Raw genomic sequence first — 25,243 nt, 5'->3', positions numbered from 1 at the left:
CAGCCTATCTCCGCACCTGCGCCACCGGGAAGGAGCGCAGGTCCCGCTGCGCCGTGCGGAACACCGCATCCTGCTGATGCTGCCGCTGCCGCGCCAGCTCCGGCACCCGCCGCGTCACCCACTCGCCGAGGCCCAGCGCGCTGACCCGCCCCTCGGCATCCATCGCCGCCTTGCCCTGCAACCCCTCGCGCAGCGCATAGGCGAAGACGCCGTTGCGGTCGTCATAGCTGTCGAGCGCCTCCTGCACGCTGCCGCTGGCGGCGAGCAGGAAGCGCCCCGTCTCGTTCCCGAGCGCCGAGAGCTGCTCCATGGTGAGCTGCCCCGCATGGCAGGTGTCGAGCAGCAGGAAGGCATCCCGCGCCCGGATGCGCGCCAGCGCCGCGACCAGCGTGCTGTCGTCGATCCCCTGCGCCCGCAGCACCGCCCAGCCGGAGGTGTCGCGCGTATCCGCCGGCAGGAAGAGGAAGCGGTTGTCCGGCTCCGTGCGGATGCCATGGCCTGCGATGTAGAGGATGAAGGTGTCTCCCGGTCCCACATCGTCCGCCGCGCGCGCCAGCGCATCCAGCACGCCGCGACGCGAGGCCTCGGCATCGCGCAGCACCGTCACCTGCGTCTCGCGGAAGAGCGAACCGGCGCCCTCGCGCAGCAGCCCCGCCACCGTCTCCGCATCCGGCACGGCGAAGCGCAGGTCGAGCTCCGGATTGGCATAGCGGTTGACGCCGATGGCCAGCACGACGAGCCGCCCCGCATCCGCCGGCGGCCCCGCATCCCCCGGCCGCCGCAGCGCCAGCCCCGGCCCATCGGCGAAGAGCGTCCTGTCCTCCGCATAGAGCCGCGTGGCGATGCGGTTCGGTCCGGGGTCGAGCGGCACCTCCACCTCGGTCTCGCCCGGCTTCGCCTCGGTGCGCGCGGCGATGCGGTCGTTCACCAGCACGTCGAGCGGCCCGAGACCGAGCCCGCGATCCGTCGTGGCGAGGGTGAGGCGCAAGGCCGTCGCCCCCTCCGGCAGGCTGCGCGCATCCCATCCCAGCGGCAGGCACTCCGCCGCGACCACGGCGCAGGCCTCCTTGCCCGCCGCCAGCACCGGCAGCTGGCCGATCTTCGCGCGTACCTCGCCGAGCTGCGCCAGCCGCTGCTGCGCCGGCCCCTGGTTGCCCGCGATCCGCTGCCGGACGGCCTGCGGCGCATAAAGCGCGCGATAGGCCTGCTGGAAGCTCGCCCATTCGGTATTCTGCGCCCGCCCGCGATTGAGCAGCACGCCGACCAGCTCCTGCCCGCCATTGGCGGCATGGTCGAACAGCCCCTCCGGCGTCCAGAGCGCCCAGCGCCGCGTCTCCGCCTGGATGAAGAGCGCCGCCTGCTCCACCACCGCCCCGCCGCCGATGCGATACCAACGCAGCGTGCCGTCGCCGAGCGCGGCGATCGCCATGTCGCCGGCAACCGTCAGCCCCCAGACCGCCCCCGGCACCGCCAGCGCATCCACCGCCCGCCCCGCCGCATCGAAGAGGCGGAGATGGGTGTCGGTGCCGAGCAGGAACCCGTCCTCCCTCGGCAGGATGGCGAGGCTGCGCGCGAATTCCCCCTCACCGAGCCTGAGCGGATTCTGCCCGAGCCGCGGCCGGTTGGAGTTATGCCAATCGGTGATCGGCAACCGCGCGCTCGCTATCCGCGCCGGCTGGAAGGCACCCGCACCGCCCGCTGCCTCCAGCCGCCCGTCCAACGCGTCGAAGACGACCGGCGCCTCGCCCGCCCGCAGCGCCACGCGCAGCGTCGTGCCATCCGCCGTCGCGGCGAGGCTCGCCCCGGTCGCCCGGAAATCCGCCCCCGGCGGCCGCGGCGGGAAGGCGAGAAGCCCCTCCGGGGTGATCCTCCCCCAGCCGGGATCGGCTGCCGCATAGGCGACGCCCCCGCCCGGCAGCGCCAGCAGGTGCGAGATCGCATCCCGCGCCGCCGGAATGTCGGTCGAGGGCCCGAGCCCGAAATCCGTCCAGCGCCGCACCACGAATTCGCGCTTGGGCGAGGGCGCGGGCGTCGCCTCCCGCTGCACCGCGATCCCCCGCCCGGCAGCGGCCGGCGCCCCCGCCAGCCGCGCATAGCCGCCGGCATGGAGCTGCACGCCGCCCTGCCCATCCGCCGCCCAGGCGACCGCCGGCAACCCCTCGCCGGCCAGCCCCGCCACATCCGGCACCATCACGCTGCGCAGGTCGGCCGCCGCCAGCACCTCCACCCGCAGCCGGTCCTCATAGCCGATGGCGATCAGCCCCCCATCCGGCGACCAGGCCAGCCCGAAGGGGCGGGCGCCGATGAGCGGCACCCGGTCCGCCAGCCTGCGCCCGTCCGGGCCATAGATCCGCACGTGCCCGTCCGCCGAGGCGGTGGCGAGCCGCCCCCCGCGGTCGAAGCCCAGCATCCGCGCCGGCCCGCCATAGCCAGGGTCGTCGAACTGCAGCTGCCCTGTCCGCGCATCGAAGACGCGGATGCCCGCCCGTCCGCCCAGCGCCACCGCCAGCCGCAGCCCATCCGCCGAGAAGGCCAGGTGCTGCACCGGCGCCGGCAGGCCCGAGAGCCGCGCCAGCAGCCGCCCGCTCCGCGCATCGTAGAGGTAGAGGCAGAAGACCCCGTCCCAGGACTGGCCGGTGAAACCCGCCGCCGCCACCCGCCCGCCATCCGGGCTGAGCGCGACGGCATAAAGCTCGCCATCCTCATTGGTGCCGATGGGTGGCCGGATCACCCGCCGCTGCGTCCCCTCCGGCAGGGTCCACAGCCGCAGCGTCTTGTCGTCCGAGACGCTGGCGAGGGTCTGCCCCGTCGCATCCACCGCCAGCCGGGCGACGGGCGCCGTATGCGCCCCCGCCTCGATGCGGAGGAAGGGCTGCTGTGGCGGCTCCGGCGGCGCCGGCTGGGCCGCCGCCACCGCGCCCAGCAGCAGGCCCAGCAGCAACAGCCCGGCGCGGATCATGTCAGCCGGCCAGCTCGAAACCCCCGCCCTGCGCCGCCCGCTCCGCATTGGTCACGCTTTCGGAGAAATTGTCCCGCTTGGCGATGTTGGAGGCCGCCAGCTCCCGCGTCGAGCCGCCCTCGCCACCCACCGGCGCCGCCTGCCGCTGTCCGGGGAAGCTGCTGGCCGGGGCATAGCCGCGCAACCCGCCATCCGTCTCGACCAGGGCGAAATTGCTCCCCGCCGGCTTCACCCGCACCGGCTCGTTGGCGGCGATGCGGCCGATCTCTGGCGCATTCGGCTCCGGGCGGATGCGCAGCGGCACCGGCGCCCGCGGCCGGGCCGGGGCAGGGGGGCCAGCGCTACGCGCCGCCACCTGGCTCCGCGTCCCCGGCGCCACGGCGTCGATCGCCGTGTCGAACTCCGCCCCGCGGGTGCCGATCTGCTGGTTGATCCGGCGCGCGATGGCGATGTCCTGCTGCACCCGCGTCCGGAGATCGGCCATCTGCAGCCGCCCGGCCTCCAGCACCGTCCGCCCGCTGCGCACATCCTGGCGGATCGCTTCGGCGGCCATCAGCCGGCAGTCGATGAGCTGGTTGAAGGCCAACTGCGTCCTGTCGATCTGCGCATTCTCGTTGGCGAGGTCGCCGCCGATCGCGGCGTTGAGGCTCGCTTGGTCCTGCGCCTGCCGCTGCTTCGCCGCCAGGTACCCGCCCGCCGCGCCGAGCGCGCCGCCCGCCAGCACGCCCGCCCCGGCGCCGATGGCGATGTCCCGCGTCCGCCCCGTTGCCGCCGCGCCGATCAGCCCGCCAAGCACGCCGCCCGAGACGGCGCCGAGGGCCGCGCCGCGGATCATGTCCTGCGCATAGTAATTGCCCGTGGAGTCGAGGGCGACGCGCTGCGGCCGGCACGCATCCATCCCGTCATCGGCGCCGATGCGGCTGGCCTGAGTCGTGGCGCAACCCGCGAGAAGGGCGAAGGCCGTCAGGCTGGCGGTCAGGCGCTGAAGCGGATGGCGCGAACGAGGATGATGCATGTGCCGAACGTAACAGGAAGGTGCTTACCCGGCCAGCACAGCCAGGGGTTGCATCACGCTTCGCCCGCGCTTGTGTGTTTTTGCGGCAATGTCCCGATGGCGTGATCGCGCAAAAAGAAAGCCGCCGTCCCGGTGGGGCGGCGGCCAAGTCAAACAGGGAGGCTTCACGTCTGGGAGACGAAGGATGTCGGGGGAGGCCCCCGAAACCCTGTCCGGCGCAACCGCCGGATGCAATGAGCCTACGCCTGCTACTGCTGTGCAGCATTGGTGAAATCGGCCGGCTCCCATGCGCCAGACGCATGCATCGGCAGGATTATCAGTCGCACCGACGCCGAGAAAATCACCCTAAAGTATTGTTTAAACGGCAAAGTCGCGCCGGTCGGCTCGGCAAGCCTGACCGGAACCTCTTCTAATGCCCGCTCAGCTCAGCCACCAAGAAGTCGCGGAACACCGAGACGCGCTTCGAATGCCGCATCTCCTCCGGGTAAACGAAATAGGCATCTAGTTTCGGCGCCTTCAGCTCCGGCAGCACCTGCAGCAGCCCGTCCAGGTCAGGGCCCATGTAGTCCGGCAGCGCGGCAAGGCCGAGCCCGCTCTGCACCGCCCGCAACATGCCGGTGAGGCTGTTCACCTCCACCGCCGCCCTGCGCGCCGAGCCGGGCCGTCGCCCCGCCTCCGCCAGCCAGTTCACCTCATCGATCGGCGGCCGGTGGTCGCCCCAGCAGATGATGCGGTGCGCGTCCAGCTCCTCCACCCGCTCCGGCACGCCGGCGGTCTTGAGATAGGCCGGCGCTCCGCAGACTCGCCAGCCGAAGCTCGCCAGGTGGCGCTGGATCAGGTCCGGCTGCCGCGGCGGATGCATGCGGATCGCCACGTCGGCCTCCCGCATGGCAAGGTCGAGATCGCTGTCGTCCAGCAGCAGCGTCACGCTGACATCCGGGTAGAGGGCCAGGAAGCGCGACAGCCTCGGCGCCAGCCAGGTGCCGCCGAAGCCGGTGGTGCAGGTCACCTTCAGCCGCCCCGCCGGCCGCTCCCGGCTTTCTGTCAGCAGCGCCTCCGTCATCGCCAGCTTGGCGAAGACCTCGCGCACCGTGCGGTTCAGCGTCTCGCCCGGTTCGGTGAGGATCAGGCCCCGCGCATGGCGGTGGAAGAGGGGAACGGCGAGCGCCTCCTCCAGCGCCTGGATCTGCCGCGAGACGGCAGATTGGCTGAGATTGAGCGTCTCCCCCGCATGGGTGAAGGAGCCTGCTTCGGCGACCGCGTGGAAGACGCGCAGCTTGTCCCAGTCCAGCGGCATCAAAAGCACCTATCCAAAGCGGCCCTGTGAGGGTGTCCTGCCGCGACATTGCCGCGGAAGGGCGTGCGCAGCGGCTGCGTGGGAATCACGTCCACGCTTCGATGGCCGGTGCGTCCTCGGGCAGGTGCGCCAGCCATTTCTCGGCCTCCAGCGCGGCCATGCAGCCGGTGCCGGCGGCGGTCACCGCCTGGCGGTAGATGCGGTCCTGCACGTCGCCTGCGGCGAAGACGCCCGGGATGCTGGTGCGGGTGCTGCCCGGCTCGGTCACGACATAACCCTCCCCATCCATCCCGAGATGGCCGCGGAACAGCGCCGTCGCCGGATCATGCCCGATGGCGACGAAGACGCCATCCACCGCAAGCTCCCCCCGCTCGCCCGTGCGGGCATTCCGGGTGGCGATGGCGCGAACGGCGCGGAAGCGCCCGCCCTCGGTCCCGAGCACCTCCTCCGCCACCGTATCCCACAGAACGGTAACATTCGGCTTGGCAAAAAGCCGCTCCTGCAGGATTCGCTCGGCGCGGAAGCTGTCCCGCCGGTGCACCACCGTGACATGGCTGGCCAGGTTCGACAGGTAGAGCGCCTCCTCCACCGCCGTGTTGCCGCCGCCGATCACCGCCACCGACTTGCCGCGGAAGAAGAAGCCGTCGCAGGTCGCGCAGGCCGAGACGCCGAAGCCCGACAGCTCCTGCTCGCCCGGGATGCCGAGCCAGCGCGCCTGCGCCCCCGTCGCGATCACCAGCGACTCGGCGAGGTAGACATCTCCCGAATCGCCCTCGGCCCGGATCGGCTGCGCCTTGAGGTCGATTCGCGTCACCACATCCTGGATGATCGTGGCGCCGACATGCTCCGCCTGTGCCCGGAACTGCTCCATCAGCCAAGGACCCTGGATCGGGTCGGCGAAGCCCGGGTAGTTCTCCACATCGGTGGTGATGGTGAGCTGCCCGCCCGGCTGCATCCCGGCGACGACCAGCGGCTTCAGCCCCGCCCTGGCCGCATAGATCGCGGCCGTGTAGCCCGCCGGGCCGGCGCCGAGGATCAGCAATCGCGTGCGGTGGGTCGTGGACAAGGCTCGGCTCCCGGCAGTCGTAGGGTTGTCGAGCATATTTGCCCGGCCGTCCCACGGAACAAGCGAAAGCCGAACTGGACAGTCTTCATGTCTTGCGGCCCCGGCCTTCTGCAATGATATTGCGCCCCGCGCCTGCCACCGGCAATGAATAGAGAGCATGACCATCGAGACCGACACATCCCTCGACGAGGTGGACCGCCAGATCCTGGCCGAATTGCAGGCGGACGGACGGATGACCAATGTGGAACTGGCCCGCCGCGTCGGCCTCTCCGCGCCGCCATGCCTCCGCCGCGTCCGCCGGCTGGAGGAGGAGGGGATCATCCGCGGCTACCATGCCGATCTCGACCCGGTGGCGCTCGGCTACGAGATCACCTTCTTCGCCCTGGTCGGCTTGGAAAGCCAGAAGGAGGCCGTGCTGCAATCCTTCGAGCGCATGGTGAAGGATTGGCCCGAAGTGCGGGAGTGCCACATGATCCGCGGCGGCGGCGACTTCCTGCTCCGCCTGGTCGCGCGCGACACCGCGCATGAAAATGCGCTGACCGCCCGCATCACCGCCGCCGAGATGGTCGCCCGCGTCCAGACCCTGCAGACCATCCGCACCTCGAAGGACGAGGCGGGAGTGCCGGTCGCCCCTTAGGCCGCCTCAACCCCGCCGCACTACATAGGCCGCGGCCTCGAGCGCGGCGACGATGGCATCGCCCTGGGCCGTGTCGCGGACCTCGATCATCAGCTCGAGCTCCGCCGTCTGCACGCTGGGCGCGGCGAAGAGCCGGCGGTGCGAGACCTCGATGACGTTGCCGCCGATGGCCGCAACCCGAGTGGTGATGTCTGCCAGCACCCCGGGCCGGTCCGGGATGTCGAGATGCAGCCTGAGGATGCGCCCGTCGCGTAGCAGGTTGCGCAGCAGGACATTGGCCAGGATGCGCGCATCGATGTTGCCGCCGCAGATGACCGTGCCGACCGTCCGCCCGGCGAAGCGCGCCGGATGCGCCAGCATCGCCGCCACCCCCGCCGCGCCGGCGCCCTCCGCCACTTGCTTCGCGCCCTCGGCCAGCAGGGCGATGGCCTGCTCCACCGCCCGCTCCGGCACCACCAGCACCTCGATGCCGAGCCGGCGGAGCTGCGCATAGGGCAGTTCCCCGACATCGCGCACCGCGATGCCCTCGGCGATGGTCGGCCCGCCGACCGCGACCGGCCGCCCGGCCAGCCGCTGCGCCATGGCCGGGTAGCCCTCGACCTCGACGCCGAAGACCTGCACCTCCGGCCGCAGCTCGCGGATCGCCCCGGCGCAGCCCGCCAGCATTCCCCCGCCGCCGACGGGGAAGACCACGGCCTCCACCCCCGGCGCATCCTCCAGCAGCTCGAGCGCCAGCGTTCCCTGGCCCGCGATCACGCCGGCATCGTCATAGGGATGGATGAAGGTCAGACCCTCATTGAGGGCCATGGCATGCGCATGTGCCGCCGCCTCGGCAAGGGTCTCGCCATGCAGCACGACGCGGGCCCCCCAGCCCTCGGTCCGCACCACCTTGGTGGAAGGGGTGAAGCGCGGCATCACGATCGTCGCCGCGATCCCGGCGAGGGACGCATGCCGCGCCACCGCCTGGGCATGGTTGCCGGCCGACATGGCAATGACGCCCGCCGCCCGCTCTCGCGGCGTCAGCAACGCGACGCGGTTGGCCGCCCCGCGCTCCTTGAAGGCGCCCGTTGCCTGGAGGTTGTCGAGCTTGAGGAAGACCCGCGCCCCGGCCGCGCGTGACACCGCATCCGCCTCCACGGTCGGCGTGCGCCGCACCGCGCCCTGTATGCGCGCCGCCGCGGCCCGGACTTCCGCCAGGCCGACCTGCTGGTCGAGCATCCTACCCGTCAGCGAAAGGCGACGGCGGTGATCTCATAGGCGCGGGCGCCGCCCGGGGCGGGCACCTCGACGCTATCGCCGACCTTCTTGCCGATCAGCGCCTTGGCGAGCGGCGAGGAGATGGAGATGGAGTTCACCTTCATGTCCGCCTCGTAGGCGCCGACGATCCGGTAGGTCTTCTGCTCCTCCGTCTCCTCGTCGACGACGGTGACGCGGGCGCCGAACTTCACCTGGTCGCCGGAGAGCTTCGAGACGTCGATCACTTCGGCCGCCGGAATGATCGTCTCCAGCTCGGCGATCCGGCCCTCGATGAAGGACTGCCGCTCGCGCGCCGCGTGGTACTCGGCATTCTCGGAAAGGTCGCCATGCGCCCGGGCCTCGGCGATCGCCCGGATCACCGCCGGGCGTTCCTCGGCCCGGAGGACCTTCAGCTCCTCTTCCAGCTTCGCCAGACCTTCCGCGGTCATGGGGAACTTCTGCACGGCTAGCCCTTCCCTTGAGCGTATCGAAGCGGAGTGTGCGCGGTCCGCCACCGCAAATGCAGCCAAAAAACGCCGGAGCGTGATCGCCGGAGGCCGCTACGGCCGAAGGCGTGAATCACGCGACCCAAAGACAAGCGTGATCGCCGGGGGCTGCTACGGCCGAAGGCGTGAATCACGCGACCCAAGAACAACCCCCGCCCGCCACCCTTGCGGTTGCGGCACGGGATGGCGAGTGGAAACACGGAAACCGGGCCCCGGGTTCCGGCCCGCCCGGGGGAAACCCGGCGTACCTCAGTGGAACCCGGACCCGGGATCAGAACGAGCGATGAAAATAGGCCTGCAAGGGAGCCACATCAAGGGTTCCGGCCCGGAGCGCCGCAATCGCATGCACCGCCGCCCGGGCCCCGGCCGCCGTGGTGTAGTGCGGCACCCCATGGGTCAGGGCGGAGCGGCGGATGTCGAAGCTGTCCGCCACCGACTGCCCGCCCCCCGTCGTGTTGATGACGAGCTGGATGTCGCCGGACTTGATGGCGTCCACGCAATGCGGCCGCCCCTCCAGAACCTTGTTGATGATCTCGCAGGCGAGGCCCGCCTCGCGGATGCGCGCCGCCGTCCCCCGCGTCGCCACCACGGCGAAGCCCATGTCGATCAGCCGCCGGGCGAGGACCACCGCCGCCGGCTTGTCGCTCTCCTTCACCGAGATGAAGGCGCTGCCGGCCAGCGGCAGCTTCACCCCGGCGCCGAGCTGCGCCTTGGCGAAGGCCCGCTCGAAGCTGGCATCGAGTCCCATCACCTCGCCGGTCGATTTCATCTCCGGCCCGAGGATGACATCGACATTCGGGAAGCGGTTGAAGGGGAAGACCGCCTCCTTCACCGCCACATGCCGGTTGATGGCGCTGTCATCCAGGTCGAACTCGCCGAGCCGCTTGCCGGCCATGACCAGCGCGCCGATCTTGGCCACCGGCACGCCCGTCGCCTTGGCGACGAAGGGCACGGTGCGCGAGGCCCGCGGATTGACCTCGAGGACGAAGATCTCCCCGTCCTTCACGGCGTACTGGACGTTCATCAGCCCCTTGACCTTGAGGGCCTTGGCCATCGCCTCCGTCTCCGCCTTCAGCTCGGTGACGATGGCGGGCGGCAGCGAGTAGGGCGGCAGCGAGCAGGCGCTGTCGCCCGAATGGATCCCCGCCTCCTCGATATGCTCCATGACGCCCGCGACATAGACCGTGCCGTCCTCGTCGGCGATGCAATCCACATCCACCTCGATCGCATCCGCCAGGTACTGGTCGATCAGGATCGGGTTCTCGCCCGAGACCTTCACCGCTTCCTGGCCAAAGCGCATGAGCTGCTCGCGGTTCCAGGCGATCTCCATCGCCCGCCCGCCCAGCACGTAGCTCGGCCGCACGACGACGGGGTAGCCGATCCGCTCCGCCTCCCGCGCCGCCTCCTCCAGCGTCCGCGCCGTCCCGTTCTGCGGCTGGCGCAGGCCGAGCCCCTTCAGCAGGTGCTGGAAGCGCTCTCGGTCCTCGGCGATGTCGATAGCCTCAGCCGAGGTCCCGAGGATCGGGATGCCCGCCTTGTGCAGCGCCTGGCTCAGCTTCAGCGGCGTCTGCCCGCCATACTGCACGATGCAGCCGAGCAGCGTGCCGCGCTCCTGCTCCTTCCGCAGCAGGGAGAGCACGTCCTCCCCGGTCAACGGCTCGAAATAGAGCCGATCGGAGGTGTCGTAGTCGGTCGAGACCGTCTCCGGGTTGCAGTTGACCATGATGGTCTCGAAGCCCGCTTCCTTGAGCGCATAGCAGGCATGGACGCAGCAATAGTCGAACTCGATGCCCTGGCCGATCCGGTTCGGCCCGCCGCCGAGGATGACGACCTTCCGGCGGTCGGTCGGCCGGCTCTCGCACTCCGGCACCCCGAACCCGCCCTCATAGGTCGAGTACATATAAGGAGTGTCGGAGGCGAACTCCGCCGCGCAGGTGTCGATCCGCTTGAACACCGGCGTGACGCCGAGCTTCAGCCGCAGCGCCTCGACCGCCGCCTCGCCCTGCCCGGTCAGCTTGCCAAGCTGCTTGTCGGAGAAGCCGAGCGCCTTCAGCGCGCGCAGCCCCGTCGCCGTCCGCGGCAGCCCCTCCGCCTTCACCCGCCGCTCGGCGGCGACGACCTTCTCGACCTCGCGCAGGAACCAGGGATCGAACTTGCTGGCCTCGGCGATCTCCTCCACCGAGACACCGGCCCGCATCGCCTGCGCCGCCATGACGATCCGGTCCGGCCGCGGCGTGGCCAGCGCGGCATGGAAGGCCTGCGCGGTGCCATCCCCCGGCGCCGCGATCTCGTCGAGCCCCGACAGTCCCGTCTCCAGGCTCCGCAGTCCCTTCTGCAAGGCCTCGGCGAAGCTCCGCCCGATCGCCATTGCCTCGCCGACCGACTTCATGCTGGTGGTCAGCGTCGCCGGCGTGCCGGGGAATTTCTCGAAGGTGAAGCGCGGGATTTTCACCACCACATAGTCGATCGTCGGCTCGAAGCTGGCCGGCGTCACCATGGTGATGTCGTTCTTCAGCTCGTCCAGCGTGTAGCCGACGGCCAGCTTCGCCGCGACCTTGGCGATCGGGAAGCCCGTCGCCTTCGAGGCCAGCGCGGAGGAGCGGCTGACGCGCGGGTTCATCTCGATCACCACCATGCGCCCGTCGGCCGGGTTGATGCCGAACTGCACGTTCGACCCGCCGGTATCGACGCCGATCTCGCGGAGGCAGGCGATGCTCGCATCGCGCATCCGTTGATATTCCTTGTCGGTCAGCGTCAGCGCCGGTGCCATGGTGACGGAATCACCCGTATGCACGCCCATCGCGTCCAGGTTCTCGATGGAGCAGATGATGATGCAGTTGTCCGCGGTGTCGCGGACCACCTCCATCTCGTACTCCTTCCACCCCAGCACGCTCTCCTCGACCAGCACCTCGTTGGTCATCGAGGCATCGAGCCCGGCCGCCACGATCTGCTCGAATTCCTCGCGGTTGTAGGCGATGCCGCCGCCCGTCCCGCCGAGGGTGAAGGAGGGCCGGATGACGCAGGGCAGCTTGACGAGGTCGAGCGCCGCCCGCGCCTCCTCCATCGTGTGCGCGATGGCCGAGCGCGGGCTCTCGATGCCGATCTTCGTCATCGCATCGCGGAATTTCAGCCGGTCCTCGGCCTTGTCGATGACCTCCGCCTTGGCCCCGATCAGCTCGCAGCCATACTTCGCCAGCACCCCCGCCTCGGCCAGCTTGAGGGCGGTGTTGAGCGCCGTCTGCCCGCCCATGGTCGGCAGCAGCGCATCCGGCCGCTCCTTGGCGATGATCTTCTCGACCATCTCGACGGTGATCGGCTCGATATAGGTCGCATCCGCCAGCCCGGGATCGGTCATGATCGTCGCCGGGTTGGAGTTCACCAGGATGACGCGATAGCCCTCGGCCCTGAGCGCCTTGCAGGCCTGCGCGCCGGAGTAGTCGAACTCGCAGGCCTGGCCGATGACGATCGGCCCGGCGCCGATGATGAGGATGGACTTGATGTCGGTGCGCTTCGGCATGGGTCGGGTATCCGTCGGTTCTGGGCCGCCATGGGCGGCAATCAATCGGGGAAGGCGGACGCCGGCCGCTATCGTCGGAGCGCGCGCATCACGGCCGCTCCTCCCGCCGCGCGGCGATCAGCAAGGCCGGCAGCAGCAGCAGGTGGCACAGCACGATCAGGATCACCGCCGCGATCGGCTCCCCCGGCGATGCGTACCAGGCGGAAATCGTGTTGACGGCGAGGCCGATGCCAAAGGCCCGCCATGCCGCCTGCCTGGCGGTGCCGACGCGCCGCAGCACCATGGCGAGTACCGCGAGGCTCAGCCCCGTCCAGGACAGGGCGGCCAGGGCGATGAGGAACAGCGTCATGCCCGCCGCCCCTCGCTCGCCAGCTTGACGGCCAGCAGCCCGAGCGCCGCGCCGAGCACCCAGCGCTGCGCCGCCATCCAGCCCGGCCGCGTGCCGAGGAAGCGTGCGACGCCCGCCGCGCCCGAGACCAGCAGCGCATCGAAGCCCGCGCAGATCAGCACCTGCACCACGCCGAGCACCGCCGCCTGGGTGAAGGCATTCCCCCGCTCAGGGTCGATGAAGGGCGGCAGCACCGCCATGTAGAACAGCGCCACCTTCGGGTTCAGCGCCGCCGTGGCGAAGCCGACGCTGAACAGCCGCGCCGTCGGCTCCCGCGGCATCGCCCGCGGCGCGAAGACCGGCTGCCCGCCCGGCCTCACGCTCTGCCAGGCGAGCCACAGCAGATAGGCCGCCCCGCCGAGCCGCAGCACGTCCCAGGCATAGGGAATGGCCAGCAGCGCCGCCGTGATCCCCGCCGCCGCGCAGAGCATGATGGCGAGCGACCCCGCCTGGCATCCGGCCAGCGAGACCATCCCCGCCCCCGTCCCTTGCGCCAGCGAGCGCGAGACGAGGTAGAGCATGTTCGGCCCCGGCGTCACCGCGAGGCCGAGCGACAGCGCGGCGAAGACGAGGAGGGTGTCGGCGGAGGGCAAGGCTCACCCCTGGACCGAGAACCCGCCATCAACCGGAATCGCCACGCCGGTGATGAACCCGCTCGCATCGCTCCCGAGGAAGGCCGCCAGCCCCTCGAAATCCTCCATCGTGCCCCAACGCCCCTTCGGCGTCCGCGCCAGCACGTTGTCGTTGAGCCCCGGCATATCCTTCCGCGCCTTGCGGGTCAGCTCCGTGTCGATCCAGCCCGGCAGCACCGCATTCACCGTGATCCCGTCCGCCGCCCAGGCCACGGCGAGCGACTTGGTGAACTGCACCACACCGCCCTTCGAGGCCGCATAGGCGATGTGGAAGGGCAGGCCGAAGATCGACAGCATGGAGCCGTTGTTGATCACCCGCCCATGCCCACTGCCCTTGAGGTGCGGATAGGCCGCCTTGGAGGCGAGGTAGGCGCTGGTCAGGTTGGTGTCGATCACCGCATGCCAGTCCGCCTCGGCATAGACCTCCGGCCGGTTGCGGATGTTGGTGCCGGCGTTGTTGATCAGGATGTCGATGCCACCGAAGCGCTCCGCCGTCGCGGCCACCATCGCCTCGATGCTGGCGCCGTCGGTCACGTCGACGATGACCGCATCCGCCTCCGCGCCGAGCCCCTTCAGCTCGGCGACCGCGGCAGCGTTCTTCTCGGCATTCCGCCCGGCGACCATCACGCTGGCGCCCGCCTTCGCCAGCCCCCGCGCGAAGCCGAGGCCGATCCCGCCATTCCCGCCGGTGACCAGCCCGGTGCGCCCCTTCAGGTCGAACATCATGCCCCTCCCTTATGCTTCTCGATCAGCTCGACGAAGCGATGGAACAGGTGGTGGCTGTCCGTCGGCCCCGGCGAGGCTTCCGGATGATACTGCACGGAGAAGGCCGGCCTGTCCGTCGCCATCAGCCCCTCGTTCGACTGGTCGAAGAGGGAGATGTGCGTGACCTTCACCCCCTCGGGCAGGCTCTTGTCGTCCACCGCGAAGCCATGGTTCTGGCTGGTGATCTCGACCCGCCCCGTGGCGAGGTCCTTCACCGGCTGGTTCGCGCCCCGATGCCCGCGATCCAGCTTGTAGGTCTTGCCGCCCAGCGCCAGGCCCAGCAACTGGTGCCCGAGGCAGATGCCGAAGACCGGCACCCGCTTCTCCAGCACGCCCTGGATCGCCGGTACCGCATATTCGCCCGTTGCCGCCGGATCGCCGGGGCCGTTGGAAAGGAACACGCCATCCGGCCCGTGCCGCAGGATCTCCTCCGCCGTCGCCGTCGCCGGCACCACCGTCACGTCGAGCCCGGCCGAGGCGAGGCAGCGGAGGATGTTCCGCTTCGCCCCGTAATCCACTGCGACGACCTTGTGCTTCGCCGCCGTCTGCCGCCCGAACCCCTCCGGCCAAGCCCAGATGGTCTCATCCCAATGATAGGACTGCCGGCAGGAAACCTCCTTCGCCAGGTCCATCCCCTCCAGCCCCGGCCAGGCCCCCGCCTGCGCCTTCAGCGCTGCAAGGTCGAACCGCCCGTCCGGCGGAAAGCACAGCACCCCGTTCGGCGCCCCACCGTCGCGGATGCGGATGGTCAACGCCCGCGTATCGACGCCCGCGATCCCCGGGATGCCGAAGGACTTCAGCCAATCATCGAGATGCCGCGTCGCCCGGTAGTTCGCCGGCTCCGTCAGGTCCTGCTTGACGACGAGCCCCCGCGCCGCCGGCGTCACCGCCTCGATATCCTCGGGATTGGCGCCCACATTGCCGATATGCGGGAAGGTGAAGGTGATGATCTGCCCGGCATAGGATGGGTCGGTCAGCGTCTCCTGGTAGCCCGTCATGCCGGTGTTGAAGCAGATCTCGGCCACCGGCGCCGCCCCCGGTGCCGTCTGCGCCCCGAAGCCTCGCCCCCAGAAGACGCTGCCATCGGCCAGCACCAGGCAGGCGGTCGCACCCTCGGGCACGGTCTCGGTCTGGGGCATCTCTGTCTCCACACGGGGTTCGGGGGTGCCGGGCATGTCGGCGAGCGTCAGCCCGGTGGCGGCGAGGATGGCCGGCCAATGGCGGGGCGGGATGGCCCGCGCCTGCCGCCACTTCCGCACCGCCTCGGTGCCGATGCCGCAACGCGCCGCGGCGGCCTCCGGGCCGCCGAGCTGGGCAATGATCTCTTCGACGGTCCGCATGACGGGAACATGCGGGAAGGAACTTCCCATTTCAAGCCGGAAGCCGAGCGTGGGAAATAACTTCCCATTCCCATCCTCGTCCCGCCCCATGCTACAGCCCCGCATCCATAGCACCGGAGACATGTCCATGGCCGAGGATCTGCGCAGCCGCTTCACCGCATCGCTGAAGGAGGCCATGCTCGCCAAGGATGCGGCCCGCACCTCCACCCTCCGCATGATCCTGGCCAAGCTGAAGGACGTGGACATCGCCGCCCGTCCCTCCGGTATCGACAAGGTGCCGGACGACCAGATCACGGCGATGCTGCGCGGCATGGCCAAGAGCCGCCGCGAAAGCGTCGAGCTCTACCGCCAGGGCAACCGCCCGGAACTCGCCGAGAAGGAGGAGGCGGAGATCGCCGTCATCGAGGGCTTCCTGCCCCAGCAGATGGACGAGTCCGCGATGCAGGCCGCCGTCCAGGCCGCCATCGCCGAAACCGGCGCCGGCGGCATCAAGGAGATGGGCAAGGTGATGGCTGCGCTCCGCGCGAAGCACGCCGCCAGCCTCGACATGGCCAAGGCCGGCCCGCTGGTGAAAGCCGCGCTCGGCGGCTGAGCCGGACGGGGGAGGAGCCTACCGCCGGAACCGCAGGCTCGATCCCTTCCGCCGCCAGCCCGCCTCGATCGCGTCGAGGTCGATCCAGCCCGACGGGTTGGCCTTGCGCGGCTGGTCCCTGAGCCCCGGCTCCCGCTCCCGCCGCCAGAGGCCGAGCAGCCGCCCGAGCTCGCCCAACGGCTCCGGGTGGTCGTCGACACGCAGGTTGATGTCGGGGAAGTCCTCCACCGTCGTCAGCAGCAGCGCCGCCGATTGCCGCCCGCGCCGGTCGCCGCCCGCGGCATCCCCGGCCTCGAGCGCCGCCACCAGCCGCTCGGCCAGCGGCAGGTCGTCCTTGGTGACGAAGGCCGCCATCGTATCCGCCAGCACCGCCTCGCCGGCCAGCATGTTGCCCGCCACGGAGAAGCCCTGGCCCGGCCGGTCGCCACACCATTCCACGCAATTCTGTCCGGTCCAGGCCGCGCTTCGCCCATGCCGGTCAACGGCATGGACCTGCCGGATGCCGCGCCCGTCATCCCCGGCCAGCGCGCTCTCGATCGCCGCCGTCGGCGACAGGCCGCGCGCCATCCCGTCCAGCACCGCGGGGCCAAGATAGCGGTTGGTCATCGACTGGGTGGACACCGCCCCAACCCCCGAGCGGACGAAGGGGCAGCTCGCGCCCACGGCAAAGGCGCAGGTCGTCACGGCCACGGCGAAGGCGCCGGTCGCCGGATCATGTGCAACGATGGACCAGGTCATGCGGGTCACCTCCCCCTTCCAGGCCGGAACCGAACCATATGCCAATGCACAGATTCCGCCAGCGGTTGCGCCCGCCGCGGCCCGGCGGCACCCTGCGCGCCGCTACAATCGGGGAGGGACTACCATGTCGCAAGCGTCACATGCATGGCGCCGACGCACGCTCCTGGGCGGCCTCGCGCTTCCAGCGCTGGCCCACGCGCAACCGGCCGCCTCCCCCTGGCCGGACCGTCCCGTCCGGCTCATCGTGCCCTTCGGCGCCGGCGGCGCCATCGACACCCTTTCCCGCACCGTCGCCAACGCCTTCCCGGCGCTCGCCAACGGCCAGGCGCTGGTGGTGGAGAACCGTGCCGGCGCCGGCGGCACCATTGCCGGGGCCGTGGTGGCCAGCGCCCGCCCGGACGGCGCCACGCTGATGATGGCCGACCTTTCCCCCAATGCCATCGGCCGCGAGCTGCAACCGAGCCTCGGCTACGACCCGATGCGCGCCTTCACCCCGATCTGCCACCTGATCAACCTGCCCCTCGTCCTCCTTGCCCCGATGGCCCTGCCGGTGACCGACCTGCCCGGCTTCCTCGACCTCGCCCGCCGCCGCGGCGACATGGTCTATGCCCATCCCGGCATCGGCTATATCGGCCACTTGGCGCAGGAGCTGCTGCTCCGCCGCACCGGCCTGACCATGACGCCGGTGCCCTACCGCAGCGGCGCCGAGGTCGCCCGCAGCCTGCTCGCGGGCGAGACCAGCAGCAGCATCATCACCGTTTCGACCAGCCTGCCCTTCATCCGCGAGGGCAAGCTGCGGCCGCTCGCGGTCGCGGGGCGCCAGCGCCACCCCTTCCTCCCCGATGTGCCGACCATCGCGGAGGCCGGCGGCCCCGCACTCGCCGGCTTCGAGGCCCAGGGTTGGCACGGCATCATGGCGCCCGCCGGCCTGCCCGAGCCCCTGGTCGAGGCCGCCAACCGCATCTTCAACGCCGCCCTCCGCCAGCCCGAGGTCGCCCGGGTGATCGAGCAGACCCAGGCCTCGCAGATCGTCGGCGGCAGCCCCGCCGATTTCGCCGCGTTCCTCCAGGCCGAGCATGCCCGCTGGGCGCCGCTGATCCAGGCCGCCGGCATCCGCACGGAGTAACCCGCGTGTCAGACCCCGTCCCCCCGCGTCCCGCCGCCACCGTCCTGCTGCTGCGCGACGGCGCCTCCGGCCCCGAACTCTTCATGGTCGTCCGCCACCGCGAGATCGAGTTCGCCGCCGGCGCCCTGGTCTTCCCCGGCGGCCGTGTCGAGGCGGCGGATGCCGAACTCGCCGCCGCCCTCGGCAGCACCGACCCGCTCGCCGCCTACCGCGTCGCCGCCATCCGCGAGGCCTTCGAGGAAAGCGGCCTGCTGCTCGCCCGCACCGAATCAGGCACGGCGCTGGACCCCGCCCAGGGCGCCGCCATCGCCCTCGCCCACCGCGACGCGCTGAACGCCGGCAGCCGCGGCTTCGCCGCCCTGCTCCAGGCCGAGGGCCTCCGCCCCGACATCGAGTGCCTCGTCCCCTTCGCCCACTGGGTGACGCCCGCCGACCTTTCCAAGCGCTTCGACACCCATTTTTTCCTCGCCCCCGCCCCAAGCGGCCATGAGGCGACGCATGACGGTCACGAGGCCGTGGACAGCATCTGGATCTCCCCCGCCCAGGCGCTGGCCGAGGCCGAGGCGGGCGAGCGCACCCTGCTTTTCCCGACCCGGCTCAACCTCCTGCGCCTCGCCGAGGCGGCCAGCCTTGGCGATGCCCTCTCGCGCGCCGCGGCCCGCCCCGTGGTGACGGTGCAGCCGGTGATGGAGGTCGATGCCGAGGGCCGCAAGATGCTCCGCATTCCGGTCGAGGCCGGCTATGGCGGCCCGCTCTTCCCGGCTGGGATACGGGCGATGGTGCCACAGGTGCGCCCGCCCGGATGATCCCGGCGGAACCTTCCTGCTCCGTCCCGGTTACCTCGGCGTGACATGACGGTAAGGAGAGGTCCATGACAGGCAGGTTGGTGGGAATGGTGGCGCTGGCCCTGGCGCTCGGCGCCTGCTCCAATTCCGGTCCCGGCGGCCGCACGCCGGGCGAGCCGATGGCGCCGAGCGCCAGGTCGCCCACCGGCTCGGTGAACAGCACGGCGACCGGCGGCGGCGTGCCCACGCCTTTGCAGCCGGGCGGCGCCGGTGGCGTCGGCAGCGGCAACCAGCCCGGCCGCGCCGGCACCCGCTGACGCCGCTTCCCTCGCGTCATGGCCGGGCTTGACCCGGCCATCCGTCGGCCCCGCGCCGACGGGCTCTGCACCACATCCACGAAGGGCGCCGGCGCCTCCTCCCGGAGCGCGGCGGCGACCGCCCGCAACGCCCACCGCCCTGGGCTTCCGCTGTCCGAATGGCTGCGAAGGGCGTTACCCGCGGAGCATACGGGCAGGGGGGACCGCTAACCCACTCAGCGACCTCCGCCTGGAACCTTGCGCATCGACCTCGGAACGATATAGGATGCGAATCCTATCAACTCCGGAGCCATGCCCATCGCCCACGCCCCTCCGCGCCACCCCCGAACCCCGCCCGGGAGCGCCGCAGGGGAGTTTGTCCGAAACCTGCCGATCCGGTCAGACGCCCAGCCGGTGCGCCAGATCCTGGAAATCCCGCGCCACCACGTCCCAGGCCTCGCTCGGGGCCAAGTCGCCCGTCTGCCCCGGCCCATGCTCGGTTGGCCGCGGCACGAAGGCGGTGGCGAGCCCCGCCGCCCGCGCCGCCTTGAGATCGCCGTTATGCGCCGCGACCAGGCACAGTTCCGCGGGCCGGATGCCGAGCACCTCGGCCGTCCGCAGATAGGCCAGCGGGTCCGGCTTGTAGGCCTGCGCCACCTCCGCCCCGAGGATCGCATCCCAGGGGATGCCCGCCCGCTTCGCCATGTTGGTCATCAGCGCGATGTTGCCGTTCGACAGCGGCGCGATGATGAAGCGCCGCTTCAGCCGCGTGAGCCCCGCCACCGCCTCCGGCCAGGGGTCGAGCCGGTGCCAGGCATGGTTCAGCTCGTCGAGCGCCGCCTCGCCCACCGCCGCCGGGTCGATGTCATGCGCCCGCAGCACCTGCTCCAGGTTCTCCCGGTGCAGCACGTCGAGCCGGGTGAAGCCCCGCCGCCCGCTGCGGATTTCCTCCATCGCCGGCTGGTAGCGCGCCCGCCAGGCATCGGCGAAGCCATGCGCGTCGATGTCCTGGCGCCCGAGCCGTGCGAGGAAGGGCCCCGCCTCCCGCGCGATGCCCTCGCGCCAATCGACCACCGTGCCGAAGACGTCGAAGACGAGGGCCTTCACATGCTCGAACATCACTTCGCCTCCAGTTGGGCCCATTTGCGGTCGAACTCCCACACCTCGGGGAAGCCCATCAGCTCGCAGATGCGGCCGAAGCCGTAGCTCTCGGAAGCGGGGAGGGCATTGCTGTCGCCCTGCTCCTTCAGGTGGCCATAGACCCGCTCCAGCGCCGCCGCGACGGCGAGGAAGCCGACCGCCGGATAGATCGCCATCGCATAGCCGATCTCGGCGAGGCGCTTCGCCGGCAGGATCGGCGTCCGTCCGCCCTCGACCATGTTGGCGAGCAGCGGCTTCTTGATCGCCCGACCGATCGCCTGCATCTCCGCCTCGGTCTCCGGGCTCTCGATGAAGATCACATCGGCCCCGGCCTCGGCATAGACCTGCCCGCGCCGGATCGCCTCATCGAGGCCAAGGGTCGTCCGCGCATCCGTCCGCGCGACGATCAGCATGTTCGGGTCCCGCCGCGCCTCGGCCGCGACCTTGATCTTGAGCGCCATCTCCTCGGCGGGGATGACGCGGCGGCCAGGGGTGTGGCCGCATTTCTTCGGCATCTCCTGGTCTTCCAGCTGGATGCCGGTGACGCCCGCCGCCTCGTAGCCCATCACCGTGTGGCGGACATTGAGCAAGCCGCCATACCCCGTGTCGGCATCGGCCACGACCGGCGTGCGGCAGCCGCGGGCGAAGGCGCCGACGCGCCCGACCATGTCGGTATAGGTGGCGATGCCCGCATCGGCGACGCCGAGATGGCTGGCAACGGTGCCGAAGCCGGTGGCGTAGAGGCTGGTGAAGCCCATGCCATCCGCGACCCTGGCCGAGATCATGTCGAAGATGCCGGGCGCGACGACGAAGCGCCCCGCCTCGAAGGCGGCTTTCAGGCTTGGATGGGCCATGGCGGTGGATGCTCCTCCTCGGTTAGGCTTCCCGGATCGAGGAGGAGCATCCCATGCCGGACGCAGGCGGAAAACCCATGGCGGCCAGTGCCGTCGCCGAAATCGAGGCGGTGATCCAGACCTATTTCGACGGCCTCTACGAGGGCAGCGTCGAGAAGCTCGCCGCCGCCTTCCACCCCGTCTCGCACCTTTATTGGGCCAAGGATGGCGGCGTGGAGGACATGCCGCGCGAGGCCTGGTTCGAGATGGTGCGCAGCCGCCCCTCGGCCGCGAGCCGCGGCCTGGCGCGCGACGACCGGATCCTGATGATGGACATCAGTGGCCCGGAGACCGCCATGGTGAAGGTCGCCTGCCAGCTCCCGCCGCGCTACTTCACCGACTACCTCGTGCTGAACCGGACCAGCGAGGGCTGGCGCATCGTCAGCAAGGTCTACCGCTTCGAAACGCGGGAAGGCTGACGGCACCGGTTGAAACTGGCGCCTGCCGGTGTCCTTTCACGGCTTGGCCGTGGAAGGCTCTGCGGGGCTTCGGACGCTGGGCGACCATCCGGGGCCCCCGCAACGCCGCGCAGCGGTTTCGTGGGGATGCCTAAGGCTCCAGCCACAGGCCGAGCGATGCCGCCGCCACCTGGTTCCATACCTGGGCGCAATCGGCGCCGCAGCGGGCGACCCAGCGCGGCAGCAGCACATCGCGCAGCAGGCGGCGGCGTTCGGCCTCGTCCCAGCGCTCGTCGAGGACGGTCATCCGCGCCCGCTGGCCGCCGGCGCAGCGCGGCAGGCCGGCATTGCAGGCGAAGCCGTCCTCGATGGCCGCCTCGGCACCGTCGATCACCCGCTGCTCGAGCCGGGCGCCGCCGGAGTGCAGGGCCTGCCGCTCCGCCTCCGGCAAGCTGCGCCAAGCCGCGCCGTTCACCACCAGGGCGGAGACGAACCAGCTCAGCGGCAGGCGCGAGACATGGGTGGCGACCTCGCCGAGGCCGATGCGGTTGCCCGGCATCGGCCCGGTGACGGCGCAGTCGAGCGTCCGGCTCCGCATCGCCGCGGGCACGGCGTTGAGCGGCATGGCCAGGGCGATGCCGCCCAACGCCTCGATCAGCTCGCCCTGGCTGACCGAGCCCACCCGAACCCGCCGCCCGGCGACGTCGCCGAGCCGGGCGAAGGCCTCGCGGCAGAAGACCACCTGCGTGGTCGGCACCAGCAGGCCGAGCAGATGGATGTCGTAGCGCTCCTCCAGCACCGCGGTCAGATGGGGGCGCCACTGCGCCAGGCTCCGCCGCAGCGCCGGCAGGTCAGCGTTCAGGCCGGGCAGGTCGACGACGCTGAGTTCCGGATCGTCGCCTGCGGCAAGGGCCAGCGGCACCGTCGCCCCCTGCACCACGCCGAGTCGTAGAAAGGAGAGCAGCTCCGACTCGCGGATGCCGGCGCGGTCCAACGGCGTGGTGCTCGGCAGCAGCCGGCCTCCGGTCAGGGCCGGCACCTCGCGGATCCAGAAGGGCTCCTCGAAATCGGCGAAGAGGCCGGTATGGGTGTAGAAGCCGAGGACTTTCAGCCGGTGCGGCACCTCTTGCGCCCGGGCCAGGCAGAGGGGCAGCAGCAGGGCCAGTCCAATCAGTCCTCGGCGCAGCATCGTCCGCCATCCACCTGTCGGTTATTCATCGGTAGGTATAGCAGAGGTGGGGCTCCGACGGGTTGCGCGCCGGTGGCGGGCGGCGGAGGCTCCCCCCATGCGAATCCTTGTCATCGGCGCCGGCATCGTCGGCCTCTGCACTGCCTGGCACCTGGCCCGCGACGGCGCCGCCGTGACGGTGCTGGATGGCGGCCCGCCGGGCGGCGGCGCCTCCTCCGGCAACGCGGGGGCGATCAGTGCCGGCTCGGTCGCGCCGCTTGCCATGCCGGGCGTGCTTCGCCAGGTGCCCGGTATGCTGCTCGATCGGGAAGGCGCGCTGCACATCCCCGCCCGCTATGCGCTGCGGGCGGCGCCCTGGCTCGCGCGCTTCGTCGCCAGCGCCCGGCCGGCCCGCGTCGCCGGCATCGCCGAGGCGCTGTCGGGCCTGCTCTTCAATGCGATGGAGCAGCACCGGCGCATCCTCGCGGAGGAAGGCGCGCTCGACCTGATCCAGGAGACCGGGCAGCTCTACCTCTACCGGGACCGCGGCCACTACGCGAAGGACGCGGCCGGCTGGGCGCTGCGGCAGCAGCACGGGATGCGGCTGGAATTCCTCGACGGCGCCGAGGCGATCCGCGAACTGGAGCCCGACATGCAGGGTGACTACGCGCTCGGCGTCCTCATCCCGGAGCAGGGCAGCAGCATCAACCCGCGCCGCCAGGCGGAGGTGGTGGCGCGCGGCGTGGAGCGGCTGGGCGGCACCATCCGCCAGGAGGCGGTGCAGGCCGTCACGACGGGAGAGGGGCGGGTGACCGGCGTCGCCACCGCCTCCGGCCCCATCGAGGCCGATGCGGTGGTGCTGGCCGCCGGCGCCTGGTCGGCGCGGCTACTGGCGCCGCTCGGCATCCGCGTGCCCTTGGAGAGCCAGCGCGGCTACCACGTCATGCTGCAGGATGCGGGGATCAGCCTGCGGCGGCCGGTGGTGCCGGCCGACCGCAAGGCCTTCATTTCGCCGATGGAGGAGGGGCTGCGCATCGCAGGCACGGTGGAGTTCGGCGGCCTCGACCACCCGCCGACGCCGCGCCGGGCGGAGCTGCTGCTGCGCGACCTGCGCATGGCCTTCCCCCAGGCCCGCACCGAGGGCGCCGAGGGCTTCTGGATGGGCCACCGCCCCTGCCTGCCGGACAGCCTGCCGGTGCTCGGCCCGGTGCGGCGCTGGCCGGGGCTGTGGTGCGCCTTCGGCCATGGGCATCTCGGGCTCACCGGCTCGGCGCCGACCGGTGCGGTGCTTGCCCAGGCGATGCTGGGGCCAGCGCCCAACCTCGACCTCGCGCCCTTCGCGGTAGAGCGCTTCGGCTAGAAAGGCCTCAGTAGCGCAGCCTCTCCGCGGGCGTCGTCATGTAGCCCTGGCGGCGGACATAGACGCTGCCCTCGCTGGTGACGGCGCCGGTCGCCATGTTCCGCTCGGTGTTGCCGATCACCGTGTCGGGCTGGCCGGAATACTCGCCGCCCGCCTGGAGCCCGCCAGGGCCGCAGGCGGCGAGGGGAAGGAGCAGGGCAGCGAGCAGGAGCGGTTTCATGACCTGCAAATGGCCCGCCGCCCGTGCCGCCGCAAGCTACTGCGCCGCCGCCAGCGCGGGCGCCGGGGCCGCTGGAGTGAGATGGGCGACGCGCGGCAGCACCTCCTCCTGCAGCAGCCGCAGCGAGTTGCGCCAGGCGGCCGGGTTTTCCATGTAGTCGAAGCCGAAGACCAGGAGCTGGCCGAAGCCGCCGACCTCCTCGTAGATCTGCTCCAGCCGCTCGGCGACCGTCTTCGGCGAGCCGACCAGCCAGTTGCGCCGCGCGCAGTATTCCACGGTGACGTCGCTGTCCGGCACCTCGGGGCTGTGCTTCAGGTATTCCTTGAAGCCGAAATTCGAGAGCAGCGGCAGGAAGTACTCGCCCATCATCCGCCCCATCATGGAGCCGACCGAGAGCCGCCAAGCTTCCTCGTCCGTGTCGGCGACGAAGACCTCGCGCACCAGCCGCCAGTCGCGCCGGTTCGCGGTGCGGCCGGACTTGCGGGCGCCGGCCTCCACGCTGTCCCAATGGCTCGTCACATAGCCCGGGTTGAGGTTGAGGCTCATCGGCAGGAAGCCGTGCTCGCCCGCCATCTTCAACGTGTCGGAATTCTTCGACAGGCCGGCGACGCCGATCGGCGGGTGCGGCGCCTGCAACGGCTTGATGTGCGGCTTGAGGAAGCCGAACATCGTGTCGGGCTTGTCGACCTTCCAGTACTTGCCCTCGTAGTGGAAGGGCTCCTCCGCGCTCCAAAGCTTCAGGATGATGTCGAGCCCCTCGCGCGTCATCTCGCGGTTGGTGCCGGACATGCCGTCGACGTTGAACATCGCCCAGTCGCTCGGCAGGCCGCTCGCCGCGATGCCGAAATTCAGCCGCCCCTCCGAAAGGTGGTCCAGCATGGCAACGCGGTTCGCCAGCTCCGCCGGGTGGTGGTAGGGCAGCAGGAAGCCGCCCGGCCCCATGCGCAGCCGCGTCGTCTCCCGGAGCGCCTGGGCGATCAACAGGTCCGGCGACGGATGCGGCTCCCAGGGCGCGGTGTGGTGCTCGCCGACCCAGGCCTCGGAGAAGCCCAGTTCGTCGAGCCAGCGCAGTACCTGGAGATCGAAGTCATGCCCTTCCTTCAGCCCGCGCTCCGGCGGGTGAGACGGCATCATGAAATAGCCGAATTCCATGGCGTCCTCCTGTCCGG

General features: G+C 71.0%; 24 protein-coding genes. 7 read left to right on the top strand and 17 right to left on the bottom strand.

Going from position 1 to position 25,243, the window contains the following annotated elements; all coding sequences use genetic code 11:
* Positions 1-4: 4 nt before the first annotated feature.
* The 4 genes from LH62_RS03610 to trxB all read right to left on the bottom strand — a co-directional run bounded on the left by LH62_RS03610 (position 5) and on the right by trxB (position 6,373).
* Complete coding sequence (locus LH62_RS03610; RefSeq protein ID WP_043359313.1) at positions 5-2,959, bottom strand: caspase family protein; 2,955 nt, start codon at positions 2,957-2,959, stop codon at positions 5-7.
* 1 nt (position 2,960) lies between these two features.
* Complete coding sequence (locus tag LH62_RS03605) at positions 2,961-3,974, bottom strand: SH3 domain-containing protein (protein ID WP_043359311.1); 1,014 nt, start codon at positions 3,972-3,974, stop codon at positions 2,961-2,963.
* A 409-nt stretch (positions 3,975-4,383) separates the two neighbouring features.
* The gene (locus tag LH62_RS03600) at positions 4,384-5,271 is read right to left on the bottom strand and encodes a LysR family transcriptional regulator (protein WP_201445416.1); all 888 of its coding nucleotides are present in this window, start codon (positions 5,269-5,271) and stop codon (positions 4,384-4,386) included.
* A gap of 85 nt (positions 5,272-5,356) precedes the next feature.
* A complete protein-coding gene (gene trxB, locus LH62_RS03595; RefSeq protein ID WP_052213669.1) occupies positions 5,357-6,373 on the bottom strand; it encodes a thioredoxin-disulfide reductase in 1,017 nt (338 codons plus the stop codon).
* A gap of 121 nt (positions 6,374-6,494) precedes the next feature.
* Between trxB and LH62_RS03590 the strand changes: the two genes are divergently transcribed.
* Entirely contained in the window at positions 6,495-6,974 is a 480-nt protein-coding gene (locus LH62_RS03590; RefSeq protein ID WP_043359308.1) for an Lrp/AsnC family transcriptional regulator, read from the top strand.
* A gap of 6 nt (positions 6,975-6,980) precedes the next feature.
* Here LH62_RS03590 and LH62_RS03585 read toward each other — a convergent pair whose 3' ends face one another.
* The 7 genes from LH62_RS03585 to carA form a co-directional block, all read right to left on the bottom strand.
* Positions 6,981-8,192: a threonine ammonia-lyase gene (locus LH62_RS03585; RefSeq protein ID WP_043359307.1), complete on the bottom strand. Its 1,212-nt coding sequence runs from the start codon at positions 8,190-8,192 to the stop codon at positions 6,981-6,983.
* Between the two features lie 8 nt (positions 8,193-8,200).
* Positions 8,201-8,674: a transcription elongation factor GreA gene (gene greA, locus LH62_RS03580; protein ID WP_043338559.1), complete on the bottom strand. Its 474-nt coding sequence runs from the start codon at positions 8,672-8,674 to the stop codon at positions 8,201-8,203.
* 313 nt (positions 8,675-8,987) lie between these two features.
* Positions 8,988-12,233: a carbamoyl-phosphate synthase large subunit gene (carB, locus tag LH62_RS03575; protein ID WP_043359305.1), complete on the bottom strand. Its 3,246-nt coding sequence runs from the start codon at positions 12,231-12,233 to the stop codon at positions 8,988-8,990.
* Between the two features lie 88 nt (positions 12,234-12,321).
* The gene (locus LH62_RS03570) at positions 12,322-12,582 is read right to left on the bottom strand and encodes a hypothetical protein (protein ID WP_043359302.1); all 261 of its coding nucleotides are present in this window, start codon (positions 12,580-12,582) and stop codon (positions 12,322-12,324) included.
* A complete protein-coding gene (locus LH62_RS03565) occupies positions 12,579-13,214 on the bottom strand; it encodes a LysE family translocator (RefSeq protein ID WP_043359300.1) in 636 nt (211 codons plus the stop codon). The genes LH62_RS03570 and LH62_RS03565 overlap by 4 nt, the downstream gene beginning before the upstream one ends.
* Before the next feature lie 3 nt (positions 13,215-13,217).
* Positions 13,218-13,979: an SDR family NAD(P)-dependent oxidoreductase gene (locus LH62_RS03560; protein ID WP_043359298.1), complete on the bottom strand. Its 762-nt coding sequence runs from the start codon at positions 13,977-13,979 to the stop codon at positions 13,218-13,220.
* Positions 13,976-15,358 (bottom strand): glutamine-hydrolyzing carbamoyl-phosphate synthase small subunit, encoded by a 1,383-nt coding sequence (carA, locus tag LH62_RS03555; protein WP_043359296.1) that lies wholly within the window; start codon positions 15,356-15,358, stop codon positions 13,976-13,978. Before carA ends, LH62_RS03560 begins: the two co-directional genes overlap by 4 nt.
* A 121-nt stretch (positions 15,359-15,479) precedes the next feature.
* Between carA and LH62_RS03550 the strand changes: the two genes are divergently transcribed.
* Positions 15,480-15,950 (top strand): GatB/YqeY domain-containing protein, encoded by a 471-nt coding sequence (locus tag LH62_RS03550; RefSeq protein ID WP_201445415.1) that lies wholly within the window; start codon positions 15,480-15,482, stop codon positions 15,948-15,950.
* Positions 15,951-15,968: 18 nt separating this feature from the next.
* Here LH62_RS03550 and LH62_RS03545 read toward each other — a convergent pair whose 3' ends face one another.
* On the bottom strand, positions 15,969-16,688 hold the full coding sequence (locus tag LH62_RS03545; RefSeq protein WP_043359293.1) for a DUF1028 domain-containing protein: 720 nt from the start codon (positions 16,686-16,688) through the stop codon (positions 15,969-15,971).
* Between the two features lie 124 nt (positions 16,689-16,812).
* Here LH62_RS03545 and LH62_RS03540 point away from each other — a divergent pair, with 124 nt between their 5' ends.
* The 3 genes from LH62_RS03540 (at position 16,813) to LH62_RS03530 (ending at position 18,916) form a co-directional block, all read left to right on the top strand.
* Entirely contained in the window at positions 16,813-17,814 is a 1,002-nt protein-coding gene (locus LH62_RS03540; protein ID WP_043359291.1) for a tripartite tricarboxylate transporter substrate binding protein, read from the top strand.
* A gap of 5 nt (positions 17,815-17,819) precedes the next feature.
* Positions 17,820-18,620: an NUDIX domain-containing protein gene (locus tag LH62_RS03535; protein WP_052213667.1), complete on the top strand. Its 801-nt coding sequence runs from the start codon at positions 17,820-17,822 to the stop codon at positions 18,618-18,620.
* A gap of 65 nt (positions 18,621-18,685) precedes the next feature.
* A complete protein-coding gene (locus LH62_RS03530; RefSeq protein ID WP_144404362.1) occupies positions 18,686-18,916 on the top strand; it encodes a hypothetical protein in 231 nt (76 codons plus the stop codon).
* A gap of 378 nt (positions 18,917-19,294) precedes the next feature.
* Here the strand turns inward: LH62_RS03530 and LH62_RS03525 are convergent, their stop codons facing one another.
* Both LH62_RS03525 and LH62_RS03520 read right to left on the bottom strand, forming a co-directional pair.
* Positions 19,295-20,014, bottom strand: a complete 720-nt coding sequence (locus tag LH62_RS03525) for a haloacid dehalogenase type II (RefSeq protein ID WP_043359287.1) — start codon at positions 20,012-20,014, stop codon at positions 19,295-19,297.
* The gene (locus tag LH62_RS03520) at positions 20,014-20,889 is read right to left on the bottom strand and encodes an oxaloacetate decarboxylase (protein ID WP_043359284.1); all 876 of its coding nucleotides are present in this window, start codon (positions 20,887-20,889) and stop codon (positions 20,014-20,016) included. Before LH62_RS03520 ends, LH62_RS03525 begins: the two co-directional genes overlap by 1 nt.
* Positions 20,890-20,966: 77 nt before the next feature.
* On the opposite strand from LH62_RS03520, the gene LH62_RS03515 reads away from it, so the two are divergent.
* On the top strand, positions 20,967-21,347 hold the full coding sequence (locus LH62_RS03515) for a nuclear transport factor 2 family protein (protein ID WP_043359282.1): 381 nt from the start codon (positions 20,967-20,969) through the stop codon (positions 21,345-21,347).
* A 130-nt stretch (positions 21,348-21,477) separates the two neighbouring features.
* Here the strand turns inward: LH62_RS03515 and dctP are convergent, their stop codons facing one another.
* Complete coding sequence (dctP, locus tag LH62_RS03510) at positions 21,478-22,515, bottom strand: TRAP transporter substrate-binding protein DctP (protein ID WP_052213666.1); 1,038 nt, start codon at positions 22,513-22,515, stop codon at positions 21,478-21,480.
* Positions 22,516-22,612: 97 nt separating this feature from the next.
* Here dctP and LH62_RS03505 point away from each other — a divergent pair, with 97 nt between their 5' ends.
* The gene (locus tag LH62_RS03505; protein WP_043359281.1) at positions 22,613-23,854 is read left to right on the top strand and encodes an FAD-binding oxidoreductase; all 1,242 of its coding nucleotides are present in this window, start codon (positions 22,613-22,615) and stop codon (positions 23,852-23,854) included.
* Between the two features lie 7 nt (positions 23,855-23,861).
* Here LH62_RS03505 and LH62_RS03500 read toward each other — a convergent pair whose 3' ends face one another.
* Together LH62_RS03500 and LH62_RS03495 are read right to left on the bottom strand one after the other, a co-directional pair.
* A complete protein-coding gene (locus LH62_RS03500; RefSeq protein WP_043359280.1) occupies positions 23,862-24,074 on the bottom strand; it encodes a hypothetical protein in 213 nt (70 codons plus the stop codon).
* A gap of 36 nt (positions 24,075-24,110) precedes the next feature.
* Positions 24,111-25,226, bottom strand: coding sequence for an LLM class flavin-dependent oxidoreductase (locus LH62_RS03495; RefSeq protein WP_052213665.1), 1,116 nt, complete (start codon positions 25,224-25,226; stop codon positions 24,111-24,113).
* Positions 25,227-25,243: the final 17 nt, after the last annotated feature.

It is taken from the genome of Belnapia sp. F-4-1, assembly GCF_000802185.1.
Lineage (GTDB): Bacteria > Pseudomonadota > Alphaproteobacteria > Acetobacterales > Acetobacteraceae > Belnapia.
Note: the sequence above shows the minus strand (reverse complement) of the source record. Positions and strands in the feature narration are given on the sequence as shown.